This is a genomic window from Acinetobacter sp. WC-743 (genome assembly GCF_000335555.1).
Lineage (GTDB): Bacteria > Pseudomonadota > Gammaproteobacteria > Pseudomonadales > Moraxellaceae > Acinetobacter > Acinetobacter bereziniae.
The window spans coordinates 1-12,347 of sequence record NZ_AMFQ01000017.1 but is presented as its reverse complement, the minus strand read 5'-3'; the positions used below and the strand labels follow the sequence as shown (position 1 = coordinate 12,347).

Annotated in this window: 15 protein-coding genes and 1 pseudogene; 9 read left to right on the top strand and 7 right to left on the bottom strand. The window is 34.4% G+C overall.

Annotated features, from left to right (window positions below; translation table 11 throughout):
• Together ACINWC743_RS02565 and ACINWC743_RS02560 are read left to right on the top strand one after the other, a co-directional pair.
• A pseudogene (locus ACINWC743_RS02565) lies at positions 1–882 on the top strand (IS3 family transposase); the annotation flags it as partial.
• Positions 883–1,071: 189 nt separating this feature from the next.
• Entirely contained in the window at positions 1,072–1,389 is a 318-nt protein-coding gene (locus ACINWC743_RS02560) for a hypothetical protein (protein ID WP_009584258.1), read from the top strand.
• 263 nt (positions 1,390–1,652) lie between these two features.
• On the opposite strand, the gene ACINWC743_RS02555 is transcribed toward ACINWC743_RS02560, so the two are convergent.
• Positions 1,653–2,063 carry an OsmC family protein gene (locus ACINWC743_RS02555; protein WP_009584254.1) on the bottom strand — a complete coding sequence of 137 codons (411 nt, stop codon included), beginning with the start codon at positions 2,061–2,063 and terminating at the stop codon, positions 1,653–1,655.
• Between the two features lie 309 nt (positions 2,064–2,372).
• Between ACINWC743_RS02555 and ACINWC743_RS02550 the strand changes: the two genes are divergently transcribed.
• The 3 genes from ACINWC743_RS02550 to ACINWC743_RS02540 all read left to right on the top strand — a co-directional run bounded on the left by ACINWC743_RS02550 (position 2,373) and on the right by ACINWC743_RS02540 (position 5,223).
• Entirely contained in the window at positions 2,373–2,957 is a 585-nt protein-coding gene (locus ACINWC743_RS02550; RefSeq protein WP_009584260.1) for a YceI family protein, read from the top strand.
• 998 nt (positions 2,958–3,955) lie between these two features.
• Positions 3,956–4,387: a hypothetical protein gene (locus tag ACINWC743_RS02545; RefSeq protein ID WP_035300090.1), complete on the top strand. Its 432-nt coding sequence runs from the start codon at positions 3,956–3,958 to the stop codon at positions 4,385–4,387.
• 155 nt (positions 4,388–4,542) lie between these two features.
• Entirely contained in the window at positions 4,543–5,223 is a 681-nt protein-coding gene (locus ACINWC743_RS02540) for a superoxide dismutase (RefSeq protein ID WP_009584250.1), read from the top strand.
• A 100-nt stretch (positions 5,224–5,323) separates the two neighbouring features.
• Here the strand turns inward: ACINWC743_RS02540 and ACINWC743_RS02535 are convergent, their stop codons facing one another.
• The 4 genes from ACINWC743_RS02535 to ACINWC743_RS02520 all read right to left on the bottom strand — a co-directional run bounded on the left by ACINWC743_RS02535 (position 5,324) and on the right by ACINWC743_RS02520 (position 7,802).
• A complete protein-coding gene (locus ACINWC743_RS02535; protein WP_004824296.1) occupies positions 5,324–5,503 on the bottom strand; it encodes a hypothetical protein in 180 nt (59 codons plus the stop codon).
• A gap of 477 nt (positions 5,504–5,980) precedes the next feature.
• Positions 5,981–6,223 carry a DUF333 domain-containing protein gene (locus tag ACINWC743_RS02530; protein WP_371864987.1) on the bottom strand — a complete coding sequence of 81 codons (243 nt, stop codon included), beginning with the start codon at positions 6,221–6,223 and terminating at the stop codon, positions 5,981–5,983.
• 228 nt (positions 6,224–6,451) lie between these two features.
• The gene (locus ACINWC743_RS02525) at positions 6,452–7,168 is read right to left on the bottom strand and encodes a glutamine amidotransferase (protein WP_009584257.1); all 717 of its coding nucleotides are present in this window, start codon (positions 7,166–7,168) and stop codon (positions 6,452–6,454) included.
• 79 nt (positions 7,169–7,247) lie between these two features.
• Complete coding sequence (locus ACINWC743_RS02520; RefSeq protein WP_009584259.1) at positions 7,248–7,802, bottom strand: TetR/AcrR family transcriptional regulator; 555 nt, start codon at positions 7,800–7,802, stop codon at positions 7,248–7,250.
• Between the two features lie 89 nt (positions 7,803–7,891).
• Here ACINWC743_RS02520 and ACINWC743_RS02515 point away from each other — a divergent pair, with 89 nt between their 5' ends.
• Both ACINWC743_RS02515 and ACINWC743_RS02510 read left to right on the top strand, forming a co-directional pair.
• A complete protein-coding gene (locus tag ACINWC743_RS02515) occupies positions 7,892–8,638 on the top strand; it encodes an SDR family oxidoreductase (RefSeq protein WP_009584253.1) in 747 nt (248 codons plus the stop codon).
• A gap of 74 nt (positions 8,639–8,712) precedes the next feature.
• Entirely contained in the window at positions 8,713–9,306 is a 594-nt protein-coding gene (locus ACINWC743_RS02510) for a 2-hydroxychromene-2-carboxylate isomerase (RefSeq protein WP_009584265.1), read from the top strand.
• Positions 9,307–9,511: 205 nt separating this feature from the next.
• Here ACINWC743_RS02510 and ACINWC743_RS02505 read toward each other — a convergent pair whose 3' ends face one another.
• Positions 9,512–10,429 (bottom strand): AEC family transporter, encoded by a 918-nt coding sequence (locus ACINWC743_RS02505; RefSeq protein WP_035300087.1) that lies wholly within the window; start codon positions 10,427–10,429, stop codon positions 9,512–9,514.
• A gap of 137 nt (positions 10,430–10,566) precedes the next feature.
• On the opposite strand from ACINWC743_RS02505, the gene ACINWC743_RS02500 reads away from it, so the two are divergent.
• Both ACINWC743_RS02500 and ACINWC743_RS02495 read left to right on the top strand, forming a co-directional pair.
• Positions 10,567–11,439 carry a LysR family transcriptional regulator gene (locus tag ACINWC743_RS02500; protein ID WP_035300093.1) on the top strand — a complete coding sequence of 291 codons (873 nt, stop codon included), beginning with the start codon at positions 10,567–10,569 and terminating at the stop codon, positions 11,437–11,439.
• A gap of 56 nt (positions 11,440–11,495) precedes the next feature.
• A complete protein-coding gene (locus ACINWC743_RS02495; protein WP_228129099.1) occupies positions 11,496–11,741 on the top strand; it encodes a hypothetical protein in 246 nt (81 codons plus the stop codon).
• 15 nt (positions 11,742–11,756) lie between these two features.
• Here ACINWC743_RS02495 and ACINWC743_RS02490 read toward each other — a convergent pair.
• On the bottom strand, positions 11,757–12,347 hold a 591-nt coding region (locus tag ACINWC743_RS02490; RefSeq protein WP_009584261.1), incomplete at its 5' end, for an IS5-like element ISAbe13 family transposase.

The following is a 12,347-nucleotide window of genomic DNA, read 5'->3' as shown; positions in this document are numbered from 1 at the left end:
TCTGAAACGTATGTATGCTGACGAACGCCTTAAAGCAGATATTCTTCAGGATGCACTGTCAAAGAAGTTATAAAGCCTGTACAACGTAAATCTCTTGCTCAGCGAGCCGTTAAACAATTCAAGATTTCAGTGAGTAAAGCTTGCTTCATCTTTCAACTTAGTCAAACCTGTTATCGTTATAAAGCTCAATTAGATGAGCAAAATAAGATGATTGCAGACTGGCTACTGAAGCTTACCAATGAGAATAAGACTTGGGGCTTTCAGCTTTGCTTCTTGTACCTACGTAATGTCAAAGGCTACTCATGGAACCACAAATGTGTTTATCGAATTTATAAGGAGCTTGAGCTTAACCTACGAATTAAACCAAACAAACGCATTCAGCGAATAAAGCCTAAACCGCTTACAGTACCATCAACACCAAATGAATCGTGGTCAATGGACTTTATGCATGACCAACTGAGTGATGGTCGCAGTTACCGAATTCACAATGTTATTGATGATTATAACCGTGAGGCATTGGATATATTGATTGATTTTTCTTTGCCAGCTCAACGAGTGCTGAGGGGATTAGACCAATTAATTGCATGGCGAGGTAAGCCAAAGCGTATCCGTAGTGATAATGGACCCAAGTATGTTAGTGATTTAATGCAAGCATGGTGTACTCAACATGGAATTGAGCATGTATTTACCCAACCTGGTCATCCACAACAGAATGCTTATGTTGAACGCTTCAACAGGACGGTTAGATATGAATGTTTGAATCAATATTTATTTCGAGAGCTTGAAGAAGTTGAAGACTATACAACGATATGGCAACACTTTTATAATCATGAACGACCACATATGTCAGTTAATGGTAAACCACCTAAATTTAAACAATGATAAGGACTTTGCCTTTCTACTTATAAAATCAATTAAAAATGGGAGTATTACCATGTAATGAGTCAGAAAGTTTACGATAAATTCACACCTTGTCGCACTTTGCATATAATTCTTGATTAGATTGCAGATATTTTGAGTTATTTAAATGCTATAAGTTTTTACTTCTTAATAATTCTTATAGGTATAAAAATGGCAACACATGATTTTCTATTTAGTTACACAGTTTCACCGAAAAACCCAGCATATAAAAATGATGCTGATGACATTAGACGAAAAATAGCGAATATCAAAAGTCCATCATGGGTAAAATATACTGATGTTGAAACTGTATTTTCTGGTGAGTTTGATCTTACTGGGCTTAATTCAGCTAAACGAGCTCAAGCTGAGGAAAAAGTAAAAAATACCATTAATCAAATATTGGTTGAAAATAAATGCGTGTCTAAAGTTAAAGTAATTGTAGTTTTAATGGTTGATCAATTAGGGAAACCCATGCATTTTACTATTTAGAATTGATCAAAAGGTTAAGAGGGTGTGGTCATTTTGACCATGCCTTTTTTGTTATTGTGTTTTCCTCAATGATTGAATAACACTTTTGTTGTGAAAATCACAATAATTGATAAATTTTAAATATTTTCAAATTCAATATAAAAAAATAATTATTGCAACAAATTTGTATTATTGGCATTTAAGTTGCTAATATTTATATTTTATTTTAGCCCCGAAAGGGGCTTTTGATTGATATAGATGAATATAAATAAATCTAAATTGTACTAGCTCAGATCTAGCTCAGTCTGAATCTGAATATTTGAGGTTAATAGTTTATGAACAGGGCAACTTTCTGCAACTTTGAGTAGGCGTTTGTGTTGTTCTTCAGTGAAATCGCCTTTCAGTTGAATTGTTCGCGTAATAATGTTTTGCCCAGCTTCTGGTTCATCTTCTGGATTTAATGCTAAATCAAGTTGCACATGTTCAATTTTCAATCCTTTATGCTTGGCATACATTTCCAATGTGATGACTGTACATGCACCTAAAGCAGATAAAAGAATTTGAATAGGATTTGGTGCAGTATCTTGTCCTCCCTTGTCGTTTGGCTCATCGGCATACCAGATATGTCCTTGAGGATTGGTTAATGTGACCTGATAAGGGATTTGCGTACTTTGAGCTTGAGCAATGTTTACCATAAAATTATTCATCACATAAAAGACATGTTCTATAAATATAAAATTTTCACTTGATGATCTAGTGAAATTTATTTCATTCTTGATTCCATGTACTCAAACGAAGTGTGGATTTCTGATCATTTGAAATGCCAATTTTTCATTAAATGTCTATAAAACAAAGCATTGTATGGGTAGATAAGGTTCAAAGTTATGCATCATAAGATAGCAATTTGAATCGTTGCATATATGCAACATATCGTATTATCAATAACAGTGAATTTGTGTTGGAAGCGTATAGAATAATAGTCATTCGATAGCGAGATTAACAATATGAACTTTAAAGCATTAACATTAAGTTTGGCGGTAGCTTCAGTTGCAACTTTTAGTGTTGCAAAACCAGTTGATTATAAAATTGATCCAACGCACACAGCGACAGTTTTTACTTGGAATCACTTTGGTTTTTCAACTCCTTCAGCAAATTTTAGCGACATTCAAGGCACAATTTCTGTTGATAATGCAAAACCTGCTGACTCATCTGTCAACGTGACCATTCCATTGGCAAGCTTAAATACCAATGTAAAAGCTTTGGATGAACATTTAAAAACTCCTGATTTTTTTGATGCTGAAAAATATCCAAACATCACTTTTAAAAGTACCAAAGTACAAGCTTTAGGTAAAAATAAATACAAAATCACAGGTAATCTTACTGTGAAAGATGTGACTAAACCTGTTGTTTTAGATGCTGTTTTAAATAAACAAGGTGTGCATCCAATGACCAAAGCACAGTCTATTGGTTTTAATGCAACAACTTCGTTTAATCGTTCAGCATTTGGTGTAGGTGCATATGTGCCAAATGTGGGTGATAAAATCACTGTGAACATTACGACTGAAGCTTCTGTTCCAGCAAGCAAGTAATTATCAAAACTGGCTTACATTGACAAAAATCAATGTAAGCTTTTTTTTTGATTTGTCGATTAAGTGGTCTGATTATTTTCAATAAAACAATATTTAATATTAGCCAAAATACCCTATTAAAAATCAGCACTGTTCCTGTCGTTTTTGAAGGTTTGGGCTCAACAATTTATACATCACTTTTTAAGGTCAATTATAAGTACAAGATTTGAAACTATTCCAATAATGTAGTTTTGATCATTCTATTCATATGAATGAGCTGTAGTTATAGAGCATAAAAAAATTTTTTATTCTAAAGCATCTTATTTCAGGAACGCTCTAAGCAAGCTTATTATCGATCAAGTCAGTAGATAATCAATAGCGGTTCAAATAACCGAATGAATTATTTTCATTTTTGGCTGAATTTTTATAATTATTCTTCATACACGAATTAGGCTAATATGGCATGGCGCAATGGACTTGCATATTTATAATATCTCATCACTAAAATAAGATATTGCGCATACCAACTTTAGCAAGTTGGTTTTTTTTTAATGCAACATTTATATCATCAGCTGTCGTTAATCAATCTCTTTGGGGATTATTTTTTGTGCAAAGAACTTTTAGCTAAATCGCTGCCGAATCAAAAGAATACTTATGACAACTCGATTGGATTTTGATACTTCGCCTGTTTTAAGAAATATGCTGTAGCTTTATAAAGCTTATGGTTTATTTTAATCTTTAAAAGGCTTATTCATACAGGAAAAAAAAGCTAAAGCTTGGGATAAGCTGAAGATTCTTATCGATTATGCACATTGTTGTTGGTGCTTGGCATCAAATGAAAACAAATTTTTAAATGTACTGTTTTTCTTTTTTTTAAGATGTTAGATGAATTTCTGGATTATGGATTAGATTGTTATGGCAATATCTATTTTTAAATAAAAAGTGTAATGTTTGATTTTTAGCCTTGTTTTTTATTCATCATTTTTTAAATCAATTAAAAGTGATAAGGAAGATTCTCAATGTTCACTACAGCAAATGGCATTCTAATCATTGCTGCATTATTTGATGCTGCAGCTGCAATCGCACATTTGGCTTGTCTTGCTATCGGTGGTTCAGCCTTTCGATTTTTAGGGGCAGGTGAACGTCTAGCAGGTGAATTTGAAGCGGGTAAAATTCAACCAATTTTGGTGACCATTTTGATTGCGCTCATTCTTTTTTCATGGTCTATTTTTGCACTTTCTGGTGCTGGGGTAGTGGCTCTACTCCCATTCACGAAATGGATATTAATGGCAGTTTCAATTGTATTAATCATCCGTGCTTTGGGGTTTTCCTTATTGAAACCCTATTTTCCTGAAAATTCGATGAAGTTTTGGCTTATTTCATCAGGCATTTGTTTTGTAATGGGAATCGCTCATTTATATGGCGTAATGTCACTATGGAATCAATTATAAAGCATAGGTGAAAGAGGGCGTTTTAATTTAACTTTGGTCATCACCATGAATCATTAAAATTTGTTTTGATCGAGAAATGGCATTTCGATTTGACATGTATCGGAAAGGATTATATTTTGTAAATGATTTTAATTATCATTTAAGGTTTTAATCCAATGAACATGAAGTTAAAAATTGCAGTGCTGGCAATGACTATGGGATTCAGTTTCTCAGCAAATGCCGACTTTAAGCAAGCACCTTTACCATATAGTGTTAACGCATTGGAACCCGCAATAGATGCAACGACAATGGAAGTTCATTATGGTAAACATCACAAAGCCTATGTTGATAATTTAAATGCGCAAATTAAGAATTATCCTGATCTAGATCAGCTCAGTATAGAAGCGGTTCAAGCACAAATTTCAAAATACAATACAGCAGTGCGTAACAATGGTGGTGGACATTTTAATCATGCATTTTTTTGGGAAAGCTTATCTCCAACAGCATCTTCAGGAAAACCTTCAACGAAATTATTAAAACAAATTAAAAAAGATTTCGGTTCATTTGAAAATTTTCAGACAAAATTTAATGAGGCTGCAACCGGTCGATTTGGTTCAGGGTGGGCTTGGTTGATCGTGCAACCGAATGGCAAATTGGCAGTGAGTTCAACACCCAACCAAGATAATCCTTTGATGGATGTTGCAGAAGTAAAAGGGACACCGTTATTGGGATTGGATGTATGGGAACATGCTTATTATTTAAAATATCAAAATCGTAGAGCAGATTATACTAAAGCATTTTGGACAGTTGTGAATTGGAAAAAAGTCAGTGATCGTTATGCGCAGGCAAGCAAATGATCCACAATTAAAACCACTTTCAAGTGGTTTTTTTAAACCTTGGCAAAAGGAGGGAAGGCGAGAAATAAAATTATTTTTATTGAATGCATCTATTGAACCTTTAATGAAAAGGGTTGTAGCGATTTTTCCTCAATTCAAGAAATGCTAACAGTGTTGCTACAATCGCTAGAATCCCAACAGATAATATGATGAGATCAGACAAGTAAAGTCCAGCTAGGATACCGAGTAAGGCAATAATAAAAGATATGATTAAAATAACTTTGAGTACAATACTGCTCATGAGACATTCCTCGCTGGATAAGTAGAATAAGGTTTAACTGATAATGATAATCAATAACAATATTTTACATTAATCTTAAATCTAATGAAATCTAAATGAAAGATGTTAAGTGCATATGAATAAACTCATTAAATCTACTATTTCAATGGATTTACGTGGTATCTCAACTAAAAACAACGCAAAATTTGTAAGTTTATTTGAGCAGTGAATAGTTCTTTTATTTAAGCTTATGTTTTTGCGTAAGAGTTTTTTACATTCTACAATCGTTAAAAATTATATATTTTCTAGCACTTTTGTTATATTGAAGAAGTATAAAAGCAAAATTCCGTTGAAAATTATATTTTTGAATTCTTTCAAAAATTTGATTTGCTCGTTGAGCTTATCAAAACTGAAATTTTATAGGAATATGAAAAAATAAAGCCATTACAATAAGATATTGTAATGGCAATAAAACATGAGGCATTCATTTAAAGTTTATTATGGCTGCGCTTTTGAATCTTCTTGCTGAGCACTTCTAAATAACTCCCATTCCTCGACGACTTTGCCATCTGCTAAACGACAATATCCAACTTCATTGCCACGAGAATCTTTCTTCACGATTGATGTGCCGCCAACTTTATTACAATAAACACTGGCAGGATTCGCCATACCAAGCGATTGTGGTTCTGGTGTTTTCACTTCAGGTGTTGAACAAGCTGAAACTAGCAAGGTTGTGAGCAAAGATGCTCCAATCAGTATTTTTTTCATTGCAAGATGGATATAAGTTATGAAGTATAAATTATAAAACGATCACCTCAACCCAATGTATTTAATATGTTATCTATTATGCATAAATTAGACATTCTATGCGCTAATAGAAGATCAACGATTTTGATATTGATCGATCATAATCATTCATTTGAGGCAAATATTGTTGATCTTAATATTTGCCAAACCTTCAAAGCAAAACTATTGATCAAAGTTTTTGAGATAATGTTCAATAACAAGTGGTGCTTGTAATTCTAATTGTGGGGCATATTTTTCATTATCTGCTCGCAATTGCGGAATATTTAAACCCGCTTGACGAAGTTCACTTGTATGACCAATCAACCACTTTTCCATATACTCCGCTGCAACTTCTAGATGAAATTGTAAGGCGAGAATATTTTGTCCTACTCTGAAAGCTTGATTGGTATAAATCGATGAGCTTGCGAGTAATTCAGCAGTCACAGGTAAGTCAAAACTATCCCCATGCCAGTGTAAAACTTCGTGATTGGCTAGAGGTAATAAAGGATTGTTTTTTACCAAACTGAGTCTTAATTTACTCCAACCAATTTCTTTTTGATGTCCTGGATAAACTTTTGCGCCCAAGGCATGCGCAATTAACTGAGCACCTAAACAAATCCCTATAGTTGGGAGATTTTTAGCGATACGCTGCTCAAGATATTTAATTTCATCATTTAGGAATGGGTAGTCTTCGGTCTCATAAACCCCAATCGGTCCACCTAAAATAATGGTCAGTCCTTCAAACTCAAGTGCAGGTTTTAAATTATCTACACCCGCTTCAAAGTAGCGAACACGATAGCCGAGTTCATAAAAAGTATCTTCGAGTGTTCCCATATCTTCAAACGCTAAATGTTGGATGGCATAGATCGTTTTGGGAAGCGTTGTATTAGAGGTAGCCATAATTTGACAGTGGATAGAATAAGGTTATCGCTATTTATACCAGTTTATACTTCGTTGAACACGTGGTTTATGCTGTAATTTATAACATTGCCTGTATCGCTTTTTTACTCGACTCTAAAATGATCAATTTAATGCTTTCATCAGCGATACTGCGCGCCATTAGAATCGCACCCACCAATTGACATAAAACGCTCCAAGCTTTTTCTTCACTGCCTAAATGTTTAGAAAATAGCGCATGTCCACGCTGTAATTCTTTTTGATAGAGTTGTTTAATTTCTAGATCTGAACGGGAAATTTCAGTGGCTAAGGCAGGTAAAATACATCCATACTCAGCGTGTTCAACATGTGAAACTGTGAGATATCGATTCAATTCGAACTCTAGCCATTGTTCTGCTTGGTCATAAGGGTTATTTTCCCATTTTTCGATACTGTCTTTCAGTTCATTTTCAACAAGTGCTTTAAATAAATCCTGTTTGGATGAGAAATGTGAATAGAACGCGCCGCTTGTTACGCCTGCAGCTTTCATGAATCCATCTATACCAGTTACGGCAAAGCCATTCTTTTTAGCGAGTTGTCCACTAATTTCAAGAAGTTGCTTTCTTTTTTCTGCTTTATAGCCGGATTGGTAGCGCATAGTTTTTCATCAATCTTTTCTTGACCTTGTTTTAAAACTATAACATAGTAATCGTTATAATAACGATCGTTATGTAAAAGGATGATATTATGCAAGGTCATAGTCAAGGACAAAGTAATAAAGTCGCGCTAGTCATTGGTGCTGGAGATGCAACAGGAGGTGCGATTGCTAAGCGCTTTGCTCGGGGCGGTTATATCAGTTGTATGACCCGTCGTAATGCGGAAAAGTTACAACCGCTGATCGATGAGATCGAGGGAGCAGGTGGGCGAGCCTATGGTTTTGCTTCAGATGCACGAAAGGAAGAACAGGTTGTTCAATTGATTGAGGATATTGAAAATAATATAGGGCAAATCGAGGTGTTGGTTTTTAATATTGGTGCAAATGTACCTTGTAGTATTCTTGAAGAAACAGCACGTAAATATTTTAAAATTTGGGAAATGGCATGTTTTGCTGCTTTTTTAACTGGACGTGAAGTTGCAAAGCGTATGGTTACACGACAACAGGGAACCATTATATTTACTGGCGCAACAGCAGGTTTGCGTGGCGCTGCATATTTTTCTGCATTTGCTGGGGCAAAGCATGCACTTCGAGCGCTTGCACAAAGTATGGCTCGTGAACTTGGTCCACAAAATATTCATGTGGCGCATGTTGTTGTAGACGGTGCAATTGATACCGATTTTATCAAAAATTCTTTTCCACACATTTATGAAAAGAAAGATCAAGATGGTATTTTAAATCCTGAACATATCGCTGAGAATTATTGGCATATTGCTCAGCAACCACGAGATTCATGGACACATGAATTGGATTTAAGACCTTGGATTGAGAAGTGGTAAGTCACTTTCTAGAAGAAAGTTTGATCAAGGGATTTTTAAAATAATAAGCCGAGTAGGCTACAGGATGATAGAACATGAAACAGATTGAATTTTACTTTGATCTAGGAAGCCCATACAGCTATCTTGGTTTTTATCAGATTCAAAAAATTGCAAAGCTACATCAAGCACAGATTGTATGGAAACCGATATTACTCGGTGGCGTATTTAAAGCGACAGGAAATAGTAGCCCCATGACTGTGCCTGCCAAAGCACGTTATTCGATGGTTGATATGCAACGGTGGTCAAATCTCTGGGATATTTCAATACACATGAACCCATATTTTCCAATCAATACGCTGAATTTGATGCGCATAATTACTGCGGTCCAGCTTTATCGCCCTGAATGTTTTTTGACAGTACTGAATGCTTTATTTGATGCGATGTTTGGGCATCCACAAAATTTAAATGATATTGATGTATTAATGAATTTGATTGAATCTCTTGGCTTTAGTGCTGAACAGGTGCAAATATGGCTATCTGATGATCAAGTTAAAATGCAACTGAAGCAAATCACTGAAGAGGCAATCGAACGCGGTGTGTTTGGTGCACCTACATGGTTTGTAGGTAAAGAAATGTTTTGGGGTGTCGATCATCTCCATTTTGTTGAAATGGAATTGAATCAACAATAAGCTTATCATTTGGACTAAATATTTAATATTTCATCAATTAATCACTTCAATAAAGAAATTAAATCGTTTCGTTTTTTGCTAAAAGTGCTGTAATTAACCACAGCACTTTTTATTGGTAATTGAGTAGGCTTTAAAATATTTTGTACAAGTTAGAAGTTCTTTTTTCATATTGAGTAGATCAAACTCAGAACCTGTTGTTCAACTGCTAATGATAAAAATACTGCAATAAACTCAAAATTAACGCCAAACTAAATACAGACAATACCGTTTGCATACTGATGGTTGCAGCCATCAGTTGATAATCACCATTTAATAATTTTGTTAAAATATAAGCAGATGATGCCGTTGGAATCGAAAAGAAGATCATAATGGCAATGACTGCTGAAGCATTAAATGCAAATAATTGCATCATGATAAATGCTAGTAGTGGAATAACCAATAATCTGATTAGGCTAATGATGAACGATTTTTTCAGATAATATTTGAGCGTTGTAAATTGTATTGCTGTTCCAACACATAACAGTCCTAGCATGAGACTACTGCTGGAAAAAGCGCTGAGTAAATTCGCAAACCCTGACCAAATCGGGATATGCAGTAAGTTAAATACAATACCAAGAATACATGAGCTAATCAGTGGATTTTTGATCAGGGAGAAAAAAATCGCTTTGATATTTAATTGATTTTTAGAACTTAAAGAAAGGATAGAAATGACATTGACCGCAGGTATGGCAATCGCAAGAATATTGACCAAAATGCTTTTGATTTCAGGATTATCTAAACTTGTCGCAATGGATAAACCCAAATAGGTATTAAAACGAATCAAACTCTGTATATACACTCCAATTTGTGCCACAGGGGTATGATTCAATTTTGCAAATAAATAGACAGCGACGACGATCAGCGCCATTATTAAAAAAATCATAGCTAAAATACTGTGCAGATGTCCAATATTCATATCTGCATTGGCAAGAGAGCTAAATAACAAGGCTGGAAATAAAATATAGTAATTGAGCTTTTCTGCACCATTCCAGAATTTTTCATCAAGTGTGCCAGATTGGAATAGATAAAAACCTAAACCAATTAATGCAATGGATGGAAACAGAATTTGAATCATTTGCAACATGCTGAATGCTCTATACAAAATTAGCCGAACAAGTGATTTAGATATCAGTTTAGGCGTGACTTATGTAACTTTAGATAAAGAATATGACTTATGTCGATTCATGGTAAAATGAGTTTTTACTCATGGATAGAGTAGCCATGACATTTACCCAACTCAGCATCTTTGCCATGCTGGCTGAACAAAAAAGCTTTACAGTGGCAGCACAACGCTTGCAAATCACTCAGTCTGCAATATCACATGCAATTAAAGGTTTGGAGCAAGAGTGGGCTGTAACACTTTTTTATCGCAATCATAATGAAGTTGAGCTGACTGAAGTAGGGATTAGGCTTTTAGTTCATGCCAAAGAAATTCTAAATACATCTAATCTTTTAAAACAAGAAATCTCTGACATACATGGTTTTCATTCAGGAACATTAAGAATTGGATCATTCGGTGCATCTTCTTCTAATGTACTCATTCCCTTAATATTAGAGAAATTTAGTTTGCAGTTTCCAAATATTGAAGTGTTTATCAAAGAGGGAACTGACAAAGATATTTCACAATGGATTCATGATCGTACAATTGATGTGGGTTTTGTGGTATTGCCTGAAGAACGTTTTGATACTTTTCCAGTAATTGAAGATATTTTTATTGCCCTCATTCCAAATTCAAATCCATTGGCTCAACACAGTGCGGTGAGATTAAATCAACTGGTTGAATATCCTTTTTTAATGACCTCTGCGGGGAGTCAGAATCACGTGACTGAAATGTTTAGAAAAGCAAATTTAAGTCCAAAGATTAAAAGCTATTTTTCTCAAATTTTAACCATTATTAATATGGTGAATAATAATGCTGGTGTATCAATTGTTGCAGATATGGCGCTAAATAAGGATTTGATGACTCTTTTTCCAAATGTACAAAAGATGCCGTTGTCTCCAAATGTTAAGCGATCTATAGGTTTGGCTGTAAAAAATAAAAAGCAAATCAGTCCAATTGCGCAAGCATTTATTGATATTGCTCAGACGGTTTAACAGGTTTTTGAAACTAAAAATCTCTTTGGATGTTTTTGCAAAAAATAGGTAGAAAGATGATGGCTGAATTATTCTATAAATTATTAGAACAACCAAAAAAAGTATTTATATTTTGTCTGATTATTGCCAATCTTTGTTTATGGGCAATTGGTTTTATCAAAGGCTTTGAGGTTTTATGGGTACTAGGGTTTCCTTTTTTTACTGCTTTTTCTGTATTTTTTATGTCTTTGGTATTGGCTGATACCGTGGAAAAAAAGTTTAGTTATAAAATATACTTTCAATTAGGGTCTGTTGACATTTAGAGTTCATAATTTAACCTACAAGGGGAGCCATAAAAATATACAAGCTAATGCAACAGAACTTTCATAGTTCCGTTTTAACTTGTCGTATCGAGTGGCTATCCCTCTAAATTGCTTTAACCTACAAAACATATTTTCTACTAAATGCCTGATTTTATATAAATACCAATCCATATGGTCATTGTTTGATTGGCTATTGGATTTTTTAGGTATATTTGCTTTTGTTCCAGTTGCTCTAATCTGCTGTCTTAATGGCTCTGAATCGTAACCTTTATCTGCACATACAATCTCTGCCTCATTTAAATCGATTTTTGAAATTAAATCAGGTGCGACCTTAACATCATGTGTGGTTCCATCAGTAATAATGAAATCAATAGGATTCCCATTTGAATCTACAACTAAATGTATTTTGGAGGAGTTTCCTCCTGCACTTTTAGAGATTGCCTGATCAGCAATACCCGCAGAATGTTGATGAGCACGAATATGGGAACCATCGATGAATAGCCATTCCATATCGGTATTCAGTGATAATAATTTGAATATAGTGAGTAACTTACCACTACTTGACCAGCGATTAAAACGTTTAAAAATAGAGTTCGGTTGTCCAAA